We start from the raw sequence: 18,384 nt of genomic DNA, 5'->3' as shown, positions 1-18,384 counted from the left end.
ACCTATGGTAACCTTTATTTTATAGCGTGAACATATTGATTTTTATTTTTAAATTAGGTTCTTAGTGAAACATTTATGAAGGAAAGCCTGTCTAATAGATAAATAGAATGTTCGGCTTCGAGGAGGAAGAACTTACAGATGTCAAAAAAATTTAAAATTATAATCTTGTTAATTGTCGTTATTGCTGTCGGTTGGGGAATAGGAAAGTACACGTCTCCTTCTGCTTCGGAGAGTAACGGTTCTAATATAAATGTGGGGGATAATCTTCAAGGTGAGCCTGGGAATATGGGGGAAAGTGATGGAGGGGGGATTACAGACCCGGCAGTAGCTGATCCATCTGATACTCCAGATTCATCTAATCCATCTGAACCCTCTAATCCGCCTGAATCAGGCGGTGATAATGCGGGTAGTGTTCCAGATCCTATTTCTGCGGAGCCTGATAGTATTACAGTGATGGTAAATAAGCAGTACGGCTTGCCTGATAATTATAAACCAACGGATCTTGTCTATCCTGATGTCCGTTTTACATTCAAAGAGAAAATCGAAAAGCGTATGATGCGCAGCGAAGCTGCCAAAGCCTTGGAGAAGATGTTCGCAGGTGCAGAGGAAGACGGAATTTATTTAGCAGGCGTTTCTGCATACCGCTCACAGGCAACCCAGACGACTTTGTATAACCGTTATGTGGAGAGAGATGGGGAAGAAAAAGCCCGTACTTACAGTGCAGTCCCCGGCTATAGCGAGCATCAGACCGGGCTGGCTATAGATGTCTCGGGAAGTGATGGCAAGTGTGCCGCCGAGAGCTGTTTTGGTGGGACGAAGGAAGCCGAGTGGTTGGCCAAGCATGTAGGGGAATATGGTTTTATCATCAGATATCCTGAAGGTAAGCAAGACATTACCGGATATAAGTACGAGCCTTGGCATATCCGTTATGTAGGCAAGGACATTGCAACTTATATCAATGAGAAGGATATTACGTTGGAAGAATATTATGACGCAATTCCGGTATCGAAATAACACAGACGCAGAGAGCAGTCCTATGAAATGGGTAGGGCTGCTTTTTCTATGGCAATACAAAGAGTTCAGAAGTTGCATTCCCTTACAGTTCGGGTAAGATACGTAGTGTAGTCCAAGTACAAGGAAGGAAGGGGAATAAAGATGTCGATCTACAATTTTGCCGGCGTTACACCTTCGGGTAAAGAAGTGCCGTTTGCGGAGTATGAAGGTAAGGTGCTGCTGATTGCTAATACGGCTAGTAAGTGCGGACTTACACCACAGTATGGAGACCTTCAGAAACTATACGAACAGTATAGCGATCAAGGACTTGTAGTATTAGGATTCCCCTGCAACCAGTTTGCGGGTCAGGAGCCAGGTACGAGTGAAGAGGCTGAGGAATTCTGTCAGATTAATTATGGAGTTACCTTTCCGGTCTTCGCCAAAGTTGATGTTAATGGACCGGATGCCAGCCCGCTTTTCAATTATTTGAAGGAGCAGCAGCCTGGTGCTGGAGACAGCAGCGACATTAGCTGGAATTTCACGAAATTTCTTATTGATCGCAGCGGCAATGTAGTGGCTCGTGTGGAGCCCAAAGAATCGCCGGAAACGATGAAACAACATATTGAGTCACTCCTGTAGACCCTTTATGGGGTTAGTTGCAGAGTGATCTTCCAAGTATCCCTTCGACTCGGTTTCGACCGATGCTCGCGGGGATTTTCTTTTTTTAAAAGGATTAATGGAGATTGCCTTGAATTTTTATTGTGATAAATTATACTTGACGCTTTAAAAAGACCATGTATCCTTTGAAGAGAATATAGCAACTGTGCGAACATGCATAAAAAAGTGGAGTACAGCAGGATAATAACGGCAGGAGGGTTTTATACAAGCATGAAGTTAATTACAGAGGTAGCAGCACAAGCAGGGATCGACGAGCAGCATCTGGAACTATACGGCAAATATAAAAGCAAACTCTCGCCATCCTTATGGGAGGAAATGAAAAACAAGCCAGATGGCAAGCTGGTTCTGGTCACTGCGGTGAATCCCACCCCTGCTGGCGAGGGTAAGACCTTAACAACCATCGGGTTGGCGCAGGCAATGAATGCAGCAGGTGTGAAGACTGTGGCTGCTTTACGTGAGCCGTCGCTCGGGCCTTGCTTAGGGATGAAGGGCGGCGCAACAGGCGGCGGGAAGTCGCAGATTGTTCCGGCTGATGAGATTAATTTGCACTTTACCGGTGATATTCATGCGGTGACTTCTGCGCATAATTTATTGTCCGCAATGATTGATAATCATATCTTCCAAGGCAATGAGCTGGGACTGGATCCGCAGCGTATCGTTTGGAAACGTGTCATGGATATGAATGACCGCAGCCTGCGCAGTATTGTGACTGGGCTCGGAGACGGAAACGGAGCCGTACGGGAAAGTGGCTTTCAGATTACAACGGCTTCTGAGATTATGGCTGTGTTATGCCTATGCGATAGCCTCATTGATCTCAAGAAGCGTTTGAACCGTATTCTAATTGGTTATGACCAAGAGGGACAACCGGTAACAGCCGAGCGAATCGGGGCCGTTGAAGCGATGACAGCGCTGCTTAAGGAAGCAGTTAAGCCAAACTTGGTACAGACTCTGGAAGGTACGCCTGTTATTGTGCACGGGGGTCCGTTTGCGAATATCGCTCATGGCTGCAGCAGTGTTATTGGCACTCGTTATGCCCTTAAGCTAGGGGATGTTGTGGTCACCGAAGCAGGCTTCGGAGCGGATCTTGGTGCAGAGAAATTCATGGATATCAAATGCCAACAGGCCGGGTTAACCCCTTCTGCTGCTGTTCTTGTCGTAACTGTTAAGTCCTTGAAATATAACGGTGGTGTGCCTAAAGGTGAGCTTCTAACCGAGAATCGGACGGCGCTGCGCGCGGGATTGGTGAATTTAGAACGCCATGTAGAGAATCTCGGTAAATTTGGAGTCCCTGTTTTAGTTGCCATTAATCATTTTGAAGGGGACAGTGAGGGCGAGATTAACGATGTACTGGAGGCCTGCCGCAATTTAAACGTGCCGGCTGCAATCTCAAAAGTATGGGCGGAAGGTAGTGCAGGTGGACAGGAGCTGGCTTCTGAGCTGAACAAGCTCTTGAATAATAGTGGCACGAGCCACTTTGCTCCTTTGTATGAGAAAGATCTCGACATTTCATCCAAAATCAACAAAATTGTCCGTGAGATTTACCGCGGGGCAGAAGTGAACTTTTCTCCGGCGGCTAAGCGTAGTCTGGCGGTTATTGAGCGGCTTGGGCTAAATGATCTTCAAGTATGTTTGGCGAAGACGCCTTATTCCTTCTCCGACCAGCCTAGACTCCTCGGAGCACCGGAAGGTTTTACGATTGGTGTCCGAGATATTACTCTTTCGCTTGGTGCAGGCTTTGCGGTAGTTATTACAGGCAATATCGTTACGATGCCAGGTCTGCCAGCTAAGCCAGCTGCTGAGGGACTATGGATGGACGAGGACGGAGAGATTCACGGTCTGGTGTAAAAGTGTTTAATAAAGGGCTTCTCCTTGTTGTATTAGAGGGGAAGCCTTTTTTATGCTTCCTTTGGATTCCTGCAAATGCAGATCATAATGTACCTCTCACGTGGCAAAGCTAATGAGGTCGTCGCATTCGGCAGCAGTGGCGGAAAAAACTTAAAATTGTGAACAATTTGAGGATATAAGCGGAAAAGACTTGTAATGTGATAAATATCACAATATAATCAATTTATAAAGTGAAATAAATCACAACTAACCCATTGTTGATCAGATTCCATCATTGATCGGTCATGCAAGTCAAATATATAACCCGATTGTCCATTTGAAGGAGGAAGAAATAATGAAAGTAGCTGTCATTGGATGTACCCATGCCGGAACCGCCGCAATTGTGAATACTGCTCAGCTTTACCCGGATGCCGAGATTACTGTATATGAGCGTAATGATAATATTTCCTTCTTATCCTGTGGAATTGCCTTGTATGTAGGTGGAGTGGTTAAAGACCCAGAGGGGCTATTCTATTCTTCACCAGAAAAGCTTGCAGAGCTTGGCGTAAAGACCAATATGCGTCATGAAGTAACTGCAGTGGATACGAAGTCCAAAACATTGCGTGTACGCAATCTGGAGACAGACCACGAGTTCGCTGACACCTACGATAAGCTGATTATGACTACAGGTTCATGGCCGATTGTGCCGAAGCTTGAAGGGTTTGAACTTGAGGGGATTTTACTTTCCAAGAACTATGATCATTCCAACACTATTATAGAAAAAGCTAAACAAGCGAATAAAATAACCGTCGTCGGTGCTGGATATATCGGCGTTGAACTGGTGGAAGCTTTTCAAATGAATGGTAAGCAAGTTACGCTAATTGATGGTGAAGATCGCATTCTGAGTAAATATCTGGATCAAGAATTTACTGCACCGATCGAACAATCTTTTCAGGATCATGGGATTAAATTGGCACTGAATGAGAAGGTCAGCTCTTTTGCGGGCAAAGATGGTAAGGTAACAAAGGTCATTACAAGCAAAGGAGAGCATGAAACAGATCTGGTCATTCTCTGCATTGGTTTCCGTCCTAATACTGAACTCTTAAAAGGTCAAGTCGATATGCTGCCTAATGGTGCCATTGTGGTCAATAACTATATGCAGACTAGCTGCCCAGATGTATATGCCGCGGGCGACAGCTGTGCGATTCACTACAACCCTACAGGCAAACACGCCTATATCCCACTGGCAACCAATGCTGTGCGGATGGGAACCTTAGTTGCACGCAACTTGGTAACAGAGACCATTCCTTATATGGGTACACAAGGGACTTCGGGCATTAAGATTTATGAAGATAATATCGCTGCAACAGGGCTTACTGAAGAAGGAGCTAAGGCTGAAGGAATGGACGTAGAAACCGCCATGATTATTGATAACTACCGTCCAGAATTTATGCCCACCTTTGAGCAGGTTCAGTTAAAAGTAGTGTTTGATCGCGCCACACGCCGTATTCTCGGGGCTCAAATTATGTCCAAGATGGATCTGACGCAATCGATCAACACAGTGTCTGTATGTATTCAAAATCAAATGACAATCGACCAACTAGCCTTTATCGATTTCTTCTTCCAACCGCATTACAACAAACCTTGGAACTTCCTGAATACAGTAGGTCTTCAAGCGCTGCCGACAACATTACCAAGCAAAGAGGCTGTAACGGTTTAAAAAGAAACGATTGTTTCTGAGTGATTTATCGACGAAAAAGATAACCTTATAAAGCTAGAAAAGCAGCGATTCTCCTGTAACGGGAGGATTGCTGCTTTTTTTGTAGGTGCAGAATGATTAGCTGCATAGGTAGGTACAATCCAATGGCTTCGGCGATGGTAGCGAGCCAAATGTGTTCAGAAGCTACGATTAGGGTTATTTGAGTCCGATGTCCGATAGCAAGCCAAATGTGCTCAAAAGTTACGTATAAGGTCATCTGAGTCCGATCGTGCTGAATCACCGCCCTCCTTAGAAGTTTTCGGACTCAGAAGCCGCTATATAGCAAATAATCGCTGTTTGAGTATGATTTCGGACTCCAATGCAGCTATTACATAAAATGAGGTACAACTAGTGTGTTTTTGGTGGCAATAGCGACTATGGGGTCCGATAGCGAGCCAAATGTGCTTGAAAGCTACGTATAAGGTCGATTGAGTCCATCGTGCTGAGTCAACGCCCACCGCAGAAGCTTTCGGACCCAGAAGCCGCTATTTGGTAATTAATCGCCTATTAAGCGTGATTTCGGACTCCAATGCAGCTATTACATAGAATGAGGTACAGCTAGTGTGTTTTTGGTGGCAATAGCGACTATGGGGTTCGATAGCGAGCCAAATGTGCTCAAATGATACCAATAGGGTCATCTGAGTCCGATGTCCGATAGTAAGCCAAATGTGTTCAGAAGCTACGGTTAGGGTCATCTGAGTCCAATCGTGCTGAGTCAACGCCCACCGCAGAAGCTTTCGGACTCAGAAGCCGCTATTTAGCAATTAATCGCCTTTTGAGTGTGATTTCGGACTCCAATGCAGCTATTACATAGAATGAGGTACAACTAGTGTGTTTTTGGTGGCAATAGCGACTATGGGGTCCGATAGCGAGCCAAATGTGCTCAAATGCTACGAATAGGGTCATCTGAGTCCGATGTCCGATAGCAAGCCAAATGTGCTCGAAAGTTAAGATTAGGGGCATCTGAGTCCGATCGTGCTGAGTCATCATCCCTCCGCAGAAGCTTTCGGACTCAGAAGGCGCTATATAGCAATTAATCGCCTTTTGAGCGTGATTTCGGACTCCAGTGCAGCTATTACATAGAACGAGGTACAACTAGTGTGTTTTTCGTGCTAATAGCGACGATGGGGTCCGATAGCAAGCCAAATGTGCTCGAAAGTTAAGATTAGGGGCATCTGGGTCCGATGTCCGGGTGTGGGCCAAATATGCTCAAAAGCTACGATTAGAGTCATCCGAGTCCGATAGCTGCTGCGTACGCTCAAATGTAATCCAACGAAACAAGATATGCTGGCTAGTCGGTCATACATAAACTTCTATTTGTGCACAGGTCGCAGTAAATTTGACATGTCAGTGAAAACTTTCACTTAGTTTTCTCAAAGTGATAATTATCACGTTAATGTGTTTTACGACACGCTACAATGGTCATAAAGGAACAAATTTGAAGTAAATAGATGAAGGAGATAGGAACCATGGCTTATAGCAAACCGCAGCAAATTGCCGAAGTAACTGTAGAGAATGGCATAAAAAAAGCTCATAATCCGCTAAGTACCGTACTTATTCTGGGCTTTTTGGGAGGAGCGTTTATTGCGCTCGGGTTTTTATTGGATATTCGCGTCATTGCTGGCGCACCACAGGAATGGGGTTCCATTGCTAACTTTATCGGAGCCGCAGTCTTCCCCGTTGGGCTGATCATGGTACTCCTTGCAGGTGGAGAACTGCTGACAGGGAATATGATGGCCGTGCCGCTCGCTTTTATGGCTAAGAAGATTTCTTTCTGGGAAGTTGTGAAGAATCTTTTGCTCATTACGATTAGTAATCTGGCAGGGGCATTATTTGTAGCTTATTTCTTCGGTCATGTGGTGGGTTTAACTTCAGAGGGTGTGTACTTAGAAAAATTGGTGGATATGGCTGGTCATAAAATCGATGCAGAATTCTTTCCGGCATTTGTTTCGGGTATCGGCTGTAACTGGCTCGTTGCGCTGGCAGTATGGCTCTCCTATGGAGCAGATAACTTCAGCGGCAAAATCCTTGGTATTTGGTTCCCAACGATGGCCTTTGTTGCGATCGGATTCCAGCACGTTGTAGCTAACATGTTCCTAATTCCAGCAGCTATTTTTGAAGGTTATTATTCATGGGGGCAATACTTCACTAACTTTGTTCCCGTCTGGCTCGGCAATTTAACGGGTGGAGCAATATTTGTCGCAGCTGCCTATTGGATGGCATACTTGCGTAAAGCACCTACGGCTATTCAATCCGTAGATAGCATGTCCGGCAGCAGTGTCAAAAAACACGCTTAAGCTCGTCTTATAGAGCACTCCATAGAACATTCAAGGTCTGCCTTATTGGTGGCGTTAATGTTTAAGGGGTGCTTTTTGTTATGTAGACACAAAAAAATCCGCCGTGATATATCCGCGCTCGGGGGAACGAAATCGGATCACGGCGAATTTTGAAGGGGGAGTGTTTCTAGGCTCTATTACCCCGTCTTTCTAAAAGCGAATCAGTTTCTTCTTGTTTAGTTTGCTTTACGGACGACAGCCACGGCTTTAAAATAAGAATAGATATTAGAACTAGGGAGGACTGCGGACGTGAACCCCAAGGGAGACGGGATAATTCATGCGATATGTGCGTTTTATTCTCTAGATTTCATGCATACTTTATCGCGATAAAACGTCAATGTGTATGCTTGCTCATAACCCTGTTTTGGGATAATACTGGATGAATTAATGACACATATATAACAGGGGATGTACACTACTTATGAAGTTTTTACAGGCATATCCAAAAGAAGTGAAAATATTTCTAATTGCCAGCCTAATTAATGCAACAGGTAGTGCGCTGATGTGGCCGCTCGTTACGATGTATGTATTTGATGAGCTTGGACGCAGCATGTCAGATGCTGGACTGGTGATTCTTATTCAATCGGTTGGTGGGATCGTGGGTCAACTACTCGGGGGCTCACTCTATCATAAGGTAGGCGTTAACCGGCTGATTGTCGGAGCGCTCGCCATGAATGCTTTGGCACTGTTCACCTTGCCGGCAGCTAGTAACAACTGGACGTTATTTATGGTTGCAATGGGACTGGTAGGATTATTTAATTCCTTATCATTACCTGCCATTCAGGCATTTATCGGCTTTCGTTTCACGAAGCAGCGTGGTGAGCTGTTTAATGTTATTTATGTCGCCAATAATATTGGTGTAGCACTGGGTACGGCATTAAGTGGTTTTTTGGCCGATATTTCCTATATGCTAAGCTTTGTGATGAATGGTGTAACCTCGGCTGTATTTGCGGGTTTCTTTTTTGTATATCTGAAGAAAATCGGTGGAGAACCTGCGCATGAGGTAATGGGGCATCAGAAGAATGAACCAGAGAAACAATCCACGTGGAAGCTAATGGGGCATACTCGTATTTATCTTTATATGGGGATCGGTTCTTTGTTCCTGCTTCTCGGTAACTCTATCTGGAATACAGGGGTATCTCCGTTCATTATTTCAGAGGGCTGGCCTAAGAAAACTTATGGTTTTCTCTGGACACTGAACGGTATTTTGATTTTTGCAGCGCAGCCATTGGTAACGATGATTAAGCGCTGGTTCGCGTCTACCTCAACGGCGCAAATGACTGCAAGTGCCCTGTTTTATTTGGGTGGCTATGCGTTTCTTTTGTGGATGCCTAATTATCCTGGTTTAGTGCTTGGAATGGTGCTTGCTACACTGGGAGAAATGCTGATTTCTCCAGCGATGCCATCCTTTATCTCGGATCATGCGGGGCGCAGCGCACCATTTTATTTGGGACTAAGCGGAGGGATTGGTGCGGTCGGGAGAGTCATTGGCCCTTACTTCATGGGCAGACTTTATGATAGCGGTGGTTTGGCACCAACAGCCTGGCTGGCCTGTGCGATGGCGCTGCTGTCTGTAGGATTTTTCGTCATCCATTCTTTAGTCAATCGTAAAGGCCATTCGTTAGAGCGGTCCGTAAGATAACTATACACAGTGGATTCCAACATCTGCTGTGAATTCTATAGAGGTGCAAGGCAAGGGGTGTACATCTTATGAAACAAATCAACAAGGCAAGGTTAACTATTAGACCATCAGAGATTAAAGACGTGCGAGAACTGATTGATCTGGACCATCTGATTTGGACAGAGGACACTAGCCCGGGACCTATGTTGTGGCGCTCACAAGAGGATTTCTTGCTGAATGCTCCTCCGGGCTCTCAGCTCGTAGCGCTGCAAGATGACAAGCTATGCGGATATGTCGGGTTTGGCTGCCCTAGTAGAATGGAGAGCAACCGGCATGTGTGCGAGGTTAATATTGCTGTTCATCCGAACTATCAACGTTTAGGCATCGGCCGGCAGCTCATGGAAGCCATTAAGGAACATGCTGCGGCGCATGCTATTCGTAAGCTTCGCCTGCGTGTATTATCCTGTAATGAATCAGCGATTTCTTTTTACCGGAAATGCGGTTTTGTGGAAGAGGGACGTCTGCGGGAGGAGTTTTATCTTGGCGGCCGTTATGTGGATGAGATATTTATGAGCTTTATGCTGACAGGAGGAAATGGATATGGAGATCGTCTCGCTTAATGTCGGTCGGCCGGTGACGGTGGATTATCGGGGAAAACCTTTGGAGACCGGAATTTATAAAACGCCTGTAGAAGGATCGGTTCGGCTGCATACCAATGGATTTGTTGGAGATGGTCAGGCAGATCTTAAACATCATGGAGGTCCTGACAAGGCGGTGTGCGCCTATCCCATTGAGCACTATCCTTATTGGGAACAGCAGCTGGGAAAGAAACTGGAGTACTCGGCTTTCGGAGAAAATATCACCACAACGGGTCTGCTGGAGACAGAGGTGTGTATTGGCGATGTATATGAATTAGGCACCACTTTGCTTCAGGTTAGCCAGCCAAGATATCCTTGCTTCAAAATCTCACAAAAGCATGGACCCGCAGATCTTCCGGCTCAAGTTCTGGATACAAGGTATAGCGGATTTTACTTGCGTGTACTTCGTGAAGGAATGATTTCAACCGGCGATGCAATTGTCAAAAAAGAAAACGGAGACAGCAATGCTTCCGTGGCGCATGTACTGCATTTAATGCAGGTTGGGCTGCAAGAGGAAGCTGCTCTGGCAGAGCTTGTGGAGCTGGAAGCCCTCTCAGCCGTAGTACGGAACAAGTTTCGAAAACAGCTGGGTATGCCAGAGATCTAATCTTGGTCTGCTCAATAAAATAAACCTGGGGGCGTATGCCAGCCAGGTTTATTTCTGCTTGTGTGTTTGTTTAACTTTGCTTACGTAACTTAGCCGAGCAGCTGCCACTCACTACGCAATAAACCATATACGGCGTGATTCACGTAGCCATCGGGCAGCTTTTCTGCCTGTCTGATCACACCTTCGAGCACAAAACCAAGCCGTTCAGGAATTGCCCGGCTAGTTACGTTGGCGGTCGCGCAGCGAATTTCTACCCGCTGCAGCTCCATTTCCAGCAGTGCGTAGTCTACTAGAACTCGGCAGGCGCTGGTCATATAACCTTTGCCTTCATAGCCATCACCAAGCCAATAACCAATCCCTACGGAACGGTTATGCCAGTCAATCTGGTGATACCCAATGACACCGGCGAGCTCGCCGCGGACCCAAAGTCCAGCAGTGAAGGCGCCATTGTCGGTGCCTTGTTTTATAGCATTTTTAATGAAATTAAGGGTGTGATCCTGTTCCGTAACGGCATCAACCCAAGGAAGCCATTGCCTAAGTCGTTCCCGCGAGCGCTCCACTAACGCGAATATGTGCCTAGCATGCTCAGGCATGAGTGGCTTTAAGATAAGCTCTTCGTCGATGACATAATTAAACAAGCGGTTGCCTCCTTTTCGGCACAAGGCCTTATGTATGATTATGGATTTTTTCTTATGATTATCATGCTACTCTATCGCCCGCAGAGAAGTCAAAAGGTCTAAAGATGCTAAAAATTGATCCAGGCCATGTGCCCCCTTTTATTGAACAATCTACAGTTAACGGGTATATTAGTAGGAAACATGTTTATACAAGAAGTAGTGTAACACTACAGAACGAAAGGTTGATAGCTGTGGAGAACCGTACTACCCCCTCCAATTTTATTAAAAATGTTATTACCGAAGACCTCCGTACGGGTAAAGTAAAAGAAGTTGTCACACGCTTTCCGCCGGAGCCGAACGGTTACTTACATATCGGACATGCCAAGGCGATTTGGATTAACTTTACACTGGCGGACGAGTTCGGTGGCAAGACTAACCTAAGATTTGACGACACGAATCCTGCCAAAGAAGATACGGAATATGTGAACTCCATTCAGGAAGATGTAAAGTGGCTGGGTTATGAATGGGAAGAGCTGCGTTTTGCATCGGATTATTTTGAGGAAATGTACAAACGTGCCGAATTATTAATTACTAAAGGCAAAGCTTATGTAGATGACCTCAGCGCGGATGAAATTCGCCAATTGCGGGGAACGCTGACGGAGCCAGGACAGAACAGCCCACATCGTGAGCGCGGCATCGAAGAGAATTTGGATCTGTTCCGCCGTATGCGGGCAGGGGAATTCAAAGATGGTGAGAAGGTTCTTCGTGCCAAGATCGATATGGCTTCACCAAATATTAATCTGCGTGATCCTGTCATCTATCGGATTACTCATGCGCATCACCATAATACAGGGGATAAATGGTGCATCTATCCGATGTATACATTCGCTCATCCACTTGAGGACGCTATTGAAGGAGTGACTCACTCCCTTTGTTCGCTTGAGTTTGAAGATCAACGCCCATTTTATGATTGGGTCGTAGCGGAATGTGAGATGCCTTCTGTTCCGCATCAATATGAATTCGGCCGTCTGAATCTCGCTCAAACCATGACTAGTAAACGTAAGCTAAAGCTGCTGGTAGACGAAAAACATGTGGATGGCTGGGACGATCCGCGGATGCCAACGATCTCCGGCCTGCGCCGCAGAGGATATACGCCGGAAGCGATTCGTAAGTTCGTGTTCGAGGCAGGGATCTCCAAGAGTCAGGGTCTAGTGGACCTGCAAATGCTGGAGCACTTTATCCGGGAAGACCTTAAGTTAACTGTGCCTCGCACTATGGCTATACTTCGTCCGCTTAAGGTTGTTATCACCAATTATCCGGAAGGTCAAACAGAATGGCTTGAAGCGGAAAATAATACAGAGAATGAAGAAATGGGCGTACGCCAAATTCCGTTCTCTCGTGAGATTTATGTTGAGCGCGACGACTTTATGGAGAATCCGCCCAATAAATATTTCCGCTTGTTCCCCGGCAATGAAGTACGCCTGAAGCATGCTTATTTCATCAAATGTAATGAAGTCATTAAAGATGAGAATGGCGAGGTTGTTGAACTGCATTGTACGTATGATCCGGAAACAAAGAGTGGCAGTGGATTTACAGGCCGCAAGGTAAAAGGTACTCTGCACTGGGTAGAAGCTAGTCAAGCTGTGCCTGCAGAATTCCGTTTATACGAGCCACTGATTTCTGCTGAAGAAGTAGATGAAGCTGCAGAAGTTGAAGGTCTGGATTCCACGGTAGAGAAAGCGGAGCCTAGCTTCTTGGATCAGCTTAATCCTAAATCCATTGAAATCTTACAAGGTTTTGTGGAACCCGCACTTAAGGACAGTGTGGCTCAGGATAAATTCCAGTTTTTCCGTCATGGCTATTTTAATGTAGATAGCAAATATTCGGCGCCTGGGCATCTCGTATTCAATCTTATCGTTTCACTGAAGAGTTCATTTCAGCCTCCAAAACAAGGCTAACACTTGATTCGTTCAGGTTCTTTATAATAAAACAGGCTCAAACGTCCCGTTTAGGTACGTTTGAGCCTGTTTTTTATATTTTCGCTTATAATATTTCGATGTGAGAGAGTTCTTCCTCATCCTCTGTAGGGGGCCGGTAGCCTCCACGGTTTACAAAGAGCCACATGAAAGTAAAGCCTAGCGTTCCAAACAGTGTCAAGAAGACACCCGCTTGATACATGCTCTGTGCACCTAGATTCTGATACATCCACCCGCCGAGAACTCCTCCAACAATACCGGCTATACCGCTCCAAGTCAGTGTGTAGAGTGCTTGTCCTGAAGCACGGTAAGGTCTTGGAATAAGAAGCATGGTCAGTTGAGTGCCTACATAGAAGAAACCACCAAATGTTATGCAGTGTAAAATTTGAATGAGCACTACTTGGAGGGCTGTAGTCGCGTCCGCCATGAACCACCATCGTAGTACGAATAAAGCGCTAACCAGCGCAAGCCAGCCGAGCAGAACAGATATTTTACGTTTAAGGAATCGGTCGCAGAGAACAAATACACCCACTTCCAAAATAGAGGAGAGGAATACTGCGAGACCAATCATTCCCTTGGAGCCGCCTAGATCCGTAATATACAAAGACATGAATGTAGTGTTCATGGTGTTCGGTATGGAAACTAGGATACCAAACAATATGAAACACAAGAAAAAGGGATTATAAATTAGCTTGCTGAAGCCTCTATAAGGCATGGGAGCCATGCCAATGGTATGGTTAAGTTTCGGTAATGCAAGAATGGATAACATTGATGCACATAGTAAGCCTGCAAACAGATAGGACAAGATAGATACACCAGCCCAGTCAAGGACCAATCCGGCGGCAATTGCAATTAGTGCCCACCCCAATGAACCCCAAAGCCGAAAAGAACGGAAGCGATAGTTAGTTCCGTCAATATAGCTGAGAATCATCGTATTGCTCTGAGCAAATAACGGTCCTTGGAAGAAATAGAACAAAAGAATGGAGATGTAGATCATCTCATATGTATTTGCCCGAAACATAAGCTGGGATAACACTAACGTTCCGATTAACATAAGCAAAACGATTCGCCGGATATTCTGGTATCGGTCAGTCCAGATCGCCCAGAATGGATTTGCAAAGATGGATACTAGCGCACCCATAGAGAATACGGCACCGATCTCTAATTTGTTCATCCCTACATCCAGCAGGTATAGTTGAAAGAAGCTGGAGAAGAGGACCATGGTTCCGTATACAAAAAAATTGAACCATTTTAAAGACGTGAAAGAAGATGGATAGTTAACGCCTTTCCGCAAATGCGTCACTCCTTTCCCACTAGATGTCTTGCATGGATATACTGACCAATATTAGGCCCTTCTATCACTGTAACACGTGTTGAAAAGGGATACAAACTTCCTTTTTTACTTTTTTACATTTTTTTAACGTTTATTTAAATTTGATCCGCTAAGTGACAAAAATCGCATATAACAAGTTTGCAGGTGGCAGAAATGTTAAGAGATCGCTCCTCCTTACTAGGAATATGCCTGAGGATTACCCTATCTACGTCGTACAAAAGCGGATCAACGGGTTTAACTTCAGTTTACAATTCAGGGCTAGGATGGGGTTAAGCGAAACAGAGATGATACACTCTTCTCGCAGAGTCACCAAGAAAAGGGGAGTTTTTGCATGAGAAAATCCGAAGCTAAGGGGAAAACGGCGCTGAAGCCATTCCTCACATTATTAAAAGAGACCAAGCCTTCATACGGCTTATTGGCAATAGCCATTGCACTAAGCATGATCTCGACATTGGTTAGTCTGGTGATCCCAATGTTCACCAAAAATCTGGTGGATGGCTTTTCTTTGGCCTCCGTCAGCAAGCTGCAAATTGCGGGTATAGCGGGTGCTTTTATCGCGCAGACGATCGCCGGGGGAATTTCCATCTATCTGCTGAATTACGTGGGCCAGAAGATGGTTGCAGGTCTACGTGACCGGTTATGGCGTAAATTTTTAGTATTGCCAGTAGCTTATTACAATGATAATCGAACAGGAGAAAGCGTCAGCCGGATGACGAATGATACAGGGATCATCAAAACGCTGATTTCTGAACATCTGGCCAGCTTATTTACCGGAGTGATCTCCATTGTGGGCTCCATTGCTGTGCTGTTATTTTTAAATTGGAAAATGACGCTTGTTCTATTCACCGTTCTTCCACTATCTGCGTTGATTCTGGTGCCGCTTGGACGGCAGATGTACAAAATCTCCAAAGGCATGCAGGACGAAACAGCCTCTTTTACCGCGACACTTAGTGGTGTATTGTCAGAAATCCGTCTGGTCAAATCCTCGGGTGCAGAGAAAAAAGAGTACGAAGCAGGCAAAACCGGAATTATGAACCTGCTCTCCTTTGGTATTCGTGAAGGCAAAATCAGCGCTATGATCAGTCCACTTGTCTCTTTTGTTTTTATGATGTTACTTGTGGTCATTATCGGTTATGGCGGAATGCAGGTATCTTCCGGGGCTTTGACAGCTGGAGAGCTGGTAGCCTTTATCCTGTATCTCATTCAGATTATTATGCCGCTTACTCAATTGACCACGTTCTTTACACAGATTCAGAAGGCTAAAGGGGCATCAGAGCGCATTATTGAAACCCTGGCAGCAGAAGAGGAGGTATATGAGGGCCAGGAAGAGGCGAACGGTGCAGAAGGTCCTATCTCGGTAGAAGATCTAAGCTTTGGATATAAAAATGGTGAGAATGTGCTAACCGATGTAAGCTTTCGGATGCTTCCGGGTCAGGTGACGGCTATTGTTGGACCGAGCGGGGGCGGCAAGACTACATTATTTTCACTGCTCGAACGATTCTATGAGCCTCAGAAAGGTATGGTTAAGTTAGGTGATAAACCAGTGTCAACCTTCTCTTTACGCTCATGGCGGAAACTGATCGGGTATGTCTCACAGGAAAGCCCATTATTGGCAGGTACGATTGCTGAGAATTTAACCTATGGATTGGATCGCGACGTTAGCATGGAGGAGATGCGTGCAGCAGCAGCAATGGCTTATGCAGATGGCTTTATCGATGAGCTTCCTGAAGGATATAATACGGATGTTGGTGAGAGAGGTGTGAAGCTCTCAGGTGGACAGCGGCAACGGATTGCTATTGCTAGAGCGCTGCTGCGGAATCCAAAGATTCTTATGCTTGATGAGGCTACCTCCAGTCTGGATAGCCAATCAGAGGCCGTAGTACAGAAAGCACTGTCCAATTTGATGAAGGGCCGGACTACGATTGTAATTGCGCACCGTTTGGCTACTGTTGTAAATGCTGAGCAGATTATTTTTATGGAAAAGGGTCAGATTACCGGGATGGGAAGACATGAAGAACTGCTGGAAAACCATGAGCTGTATCGTGAATTTGCCACCCAGCAGCTGCAGATGAATAACCTTGAGATTCAAGACAATAAAGAGGAGGCTCCAGTGATACATGACAAAAATACTAGTAGCGGACGACGATCCGCACATCCGCGAATTGGTAGAAGTATTTCTGAGAGCTGAGGGGATGGATGACATCTATGGAGCTTCTGATGGACTGGAGGCTCTTCAGATTCTGGAGAGCCATAACATAGACTTAGCCATTATTGATGTGATGATGCCCAATTTGGATGGCTGGGAGCTGTGCCGGAAGATGCGCCAAACTTATGATTTTCCGATATTGATGCTGACGGCTAAGGGTGAGACCTCCCAAATTGTGAAGGGCTTTGAACTGGGAAGTGATGACTATCTCGTCAAACCCTTTGAGCCAGTGGTGCTTATTGCGCGAGTAAAGGCGCTGCTCAAACGTTACCAAATCTCTGCTGCACAAAGTGTGGGGATCGGCCGGCTGCGAATGAATCGTAAAACCTACGAGGTATCCTCAGAGTATGGAGAAGTCACCTTGCCGCTTAAGGAATTTGAGCTGTTGTTTAAGCTGGGCAGCTATCCGGGGCAGACATTGACTAGAGACAGGCTGATCGAAGAGATATGGGGTTATGATTTTGAAGGGAATGAGCGGACGCTCGATGTGCATATCAACCGTTTACGCGAACGGTTCGCTCCAGATAAATACGGGTTTGTTATTCGTACCATCCGCGGATTAGGCTATCGGCTGGAGGCAGAGGCATGAACCGGTTTAAGGAGCTTCTTAAGCGGATTGGGATGACTTTTATTTACTTCGGTGGCGTTGGGATTAGCTGGAGTGCAGCTTATTTCTTGATGAACTGGATATATGGCAGGGTTGGACGCCCCTCTTCGGAGTATTTGACCCAGTTAATCGGCGTGATGGTCGGAATTGTGATTTTGTTCATGATGGCATTGGTAACCTCCAAGTTATTCCGGGGCTGGGAACGTGTTTTTTATAAATCAATTATCGAAGGTTTAGGGCGTATTGCTAAGGGTGATTTCAATGTGGTACTCGATAATACTAAGGACTATGGTGATTTTGGTGAGATTGTAGAGAGCATCAACGTAATGGCCAGCGAACTGAGTCAGATGGAGACCATGCGTCAAGACTTTATCTCTAATGTATCGCATGAAATTCAATCTCCGCTAACCTCTATCCGCGGCTTTGCTCTTGCGCTGCAAGATGAAACTTTGAGTGTGAAGAGCAGGAGGCACTACCTTAATATTATCGTGGCTGAGAGTACCCGTGTATCTGGGCTCAGTGATAATTTATTGAAGCTGTCCGCGCTTGAATCGGGCAATTTTCCGTTTGAAAATCAGATTTACCGCCTGGATAAGCAGCTTAGAGATACGATTCTGGCTTCTGAACCACAGTGGTTGGAGAAAAATATAGAGGTAGAGGCTGAACTGGAAGAAGTGAATGTATCTGCTGTAAAAGATTTAATGAGCCAGGTCTGGACCAATCTACTGCATAACAGCATCAAGTTTACTCCGCAGAACGGTTACATCCATATTAGCCTTCGCATGGTGGATGAGCAGGTAGAGGTGGAGATTCAAGATAGCGGGATTGGCATCTCGGAGGAAGATCTGCCTCGGATCTTCGAGCGTTTCTATAAGGCAGATAAAGCTAGAACCGCAAGTGGTGGCGGTAGTGGACTGGGTCTGTCACTGGTTAAAAAAATCGTTGAGCTGCATGAAGGTAAGGTAACTGTACATAGTCGTCCGGGGGAAGGAACCGCCTTTAAGGTGAGCTTGCGAGTACGAAAGAAATAAACTTGCTGTATGTGAAAAACAGCTGAAGCTGGTATTCTGGGTGGATTCGAGGATAACACCTTCCGTCCTGAGAATAATGCCACAAGAGCCGAGGCAGGAGCGACTATTTATAAGCTGCTCGAAGCTCTGTCTCTCTAATAGTGATTGAATAGTTCATC

The 18,384-nt window shown here is 45.6% G+C and carries 15 protein-coding genes; 12 read left to right on the top strand and 3 right to left on the bottom strand.

Going from position 1 to position 18,384, the window contains the following annotated elements:
• The first annotated feature begins 138 nt into the window (after positions 1-138).
• The 4 genes from MHH86_RS29530 to MHH86_RS29515 all read left to right on the top strand — a co-directional run bounded on the left by MHH86_RS29530 (position 139) and on the right by MHH86_RS29515 (position 5,215).
• Positions 139-1,014, top strand: a complete 876-nt coding sequence (locus tag MHH86_RS29530) for a M15 family metallopeptidase (RefSeq protein WP_076316151.1) — start codon at positions 139-141, stop codon at positions 1,012-1,014.
• Positions 1,015-1,155: 141 nt separating this feature from the next.
• A complete protein-coding gene (locus MHH86_RS29525) occupies positions 1,156-1,632 on the top strand; it encodes a glutathione peroxidase (RefSeq protein ID WP_036681956.1) in 477 nt (158 codons plus the stop codon).
• 249 nt (positions 1,633-1,881) lie between these two features.
• On the top strand, positions 1,882-3,516 hold the full coding sequence (locus MHH86_RS29520; RefSeq protein WP_076140696.1) for a formate--tetrahydrofolate ligase: 1,635 nt from the start codon (positions 1,882-1,884) through the stop codon (positions 3,514-3,516).
• A 334-nt stretch (positions 3,517-3,850) separates the two neighbouring features.
• Positions 3,851-5,215: an FAD-dependent oxidoreductase gene (locus MHH86_RS29515; protein ID WP_076145433.1), complete on the top strand. Its 1,365-nt coding sequence runs from the start codon at positions 3,851-3,853 to the stop codon at positions 5,213-5,215.
• A 46-nt stretch (positions 5,216-5,261) separates the two neighbouring features.
• Here MHH86_RS29515 and MHH86_RS29510 read toward each other — a convergent pair whose 3' ends face one another.
• Complete coding sequence (locus MHH86_RS29510; protein WP_076315815.1) at positions 5,262-5,471, bottom strand: hypothetical protein; 210 nt, start codon at positions 5,469-5,471, stop codon at positions 5,262-5,264.
• A 1,252-nt stretch (positions 5,472-6,723) separates the two neighbouring features.
• Between MHH86_RS29510 and MHH86_RS29505 the strand changes: the two genes are divergently transcribed.
• From MHH86_RS29505 to MHH86_RS29490, 4 genes are all read left to right on the top strand, one after another.
• Positions 6,724-7,551 (top strand): formate/nitrite transporter family protein, encoded by an 828-nt coding sequence (locus MHH86_RS29505; protein ID WP_036681949.1) that lies wholly within the window; start codon positions 6,724-6,726, stop codon positions 7,549-7,551.
• Positions 7,552-8,011: 460 nt separating this feature from the next.
• Complete coding sequence (locus MHH86_RS29500) at positions 8,012-9,232, top strand: MFS transporter (protein ID WP_076316152.1); 1,221 nt, start codon at positions 8,012-8,014, stop codon at positions 9,230-9,232.
• A gap of 68 nt (positions 9,233-9,300) precedes the next feature.
• Positions 9,301-9,831, top strand: coding sequence for a GNAT family N-acetyltransferase (locus MHH86_RS29495; RefSeq protein WP_076316153.1), 531 nt, complete (start codon positions 9,301-9,303; stop codon positions 9,829-9,831).
• Positions 9,812-10,456, top strand: coding sequence for an MOSC domain-containing protein (locus MHH86_RS29490; protein WP_081384302.1), 645 nt, complete (start codon positions 9,812-9,814; stop codon positions 10,454-10,456). The genes MHH86_RS29495 and MHH86_RS29490 overlap by 20 nt, the downstream gene beginning before the upstream one ends.
• 89 nt (positions 10,457-10,545) lie before the next feature.
• Here the strand turns inward: MHH86_RS29490 and MHH86_RS29485 are convergent, their stop codons facing one another.
• The gene (locus MHH86_RS29485) at positions 10,546-11,094 is read right to left on the bottom strand and encodes a GNAT family protein (protein ID WP_036681941.1); all 549 of its coding nucleotides are present in this window, start codon (positions 11,092-11,094) and stop codon (positions 10,546-10,548) included.
• A gap of 230 nt (positions 11,095-11,324) precedes the next feature.
• On the opposite strand from MHH86_RS29485, the gene MHH86_RS29480 reads away from it, so the two are divergent.
• Positions 11,325-13,031 (top strand): glutamine--tRNA ligase/YqeY domain fusion protein, encoded by a 1,707-nt coding sequence (locus tag MHH86_RS29480; RefSeq protein ID WP_036682422.1) that lies wholly within the window; start codon positions 11,325-11,327, stop codon positions 13,029-13,031.
• Between the two features lie 85 nt (positions 13,032-13,116).
• Here MHH86_RS29480 and MHH86_RS29475 read toward each other — a convergent pair whose 3' ends face one another.
• On the bottom strand, positions 13,117-14,352 hold the full coding sequence (locus tag MHH86_RS29475) for an MFS transporter (RefSeq protein ID WP_305953522.1): 1,236 nt from the start codon (positions 14,350-14,352) through the stop codon (positions 13,117-13,119).
• A gap of 361 nt (positions 14,353-14,713) precedes the next feature.
• Here MHH86_RS29475 and MHH86_RS29470 point away from each other — a divergent pair, with 361 nt between their 5' ends.
• The 3 genes from MHH86_RS29470 to MHH86_RS29460 are packed head-to-tail and all read left to right on the top strand — an operon-like array spanning position 14,714 to position 18,226.
• Entirely contained in the window at positions 14,714-16,570 is a 1,857-nt protein-coding gene (locus tag MHH86_RS29470; RefSeq protein ID WP_036681935.1) for an ABC transporter ATP-binding protein, read from the top strand.
• Positions 16,500-17,177, top strand: a complete 678-nt coding sequence (locus MHH86_RS29465) for a response regulator transcription factor (RefSeq protein ID WP_036681932.1) — start codon at positions 16,500-16,502, stop codon at positions 17,175-17,177. Before MHH86_RS29470 ends, MHH86_RS29465 begins: the two co-directional genes overlap by 71 nt.
• On the top strand, positions 17,174-18,226 hold the full coding sequence (locus tag MHH86_RS29460) for a HAMP domain-containing sensor histidine kinase (protein WP_036681931.1): 1,053 nt from the start codon (positions 17,174-17,176) through the stop codon (positions 18,224-18,226). Before MHH86_RS29465 ends, MHH86_RS29460 begins: the two co-directional genes overlap by 4 nt.
• Positions 18,227-18,384: the final 158 nt, after the last annotated feature.

It is taken from the genome of Paenibacillus sp. FSL F4-0097 (assembly GCF_038593125.1).
GTDB classification, from domain to species: Bacteria; Bacillota; Bacilli; order Paenibacillales; family Paenibacillaceae; genus Paenibacillus_AQ; species Paenibacillus_AQ odorifer.
This window is presented reverse-complemented; position numbering and strand designations above follow the sequence as displayed.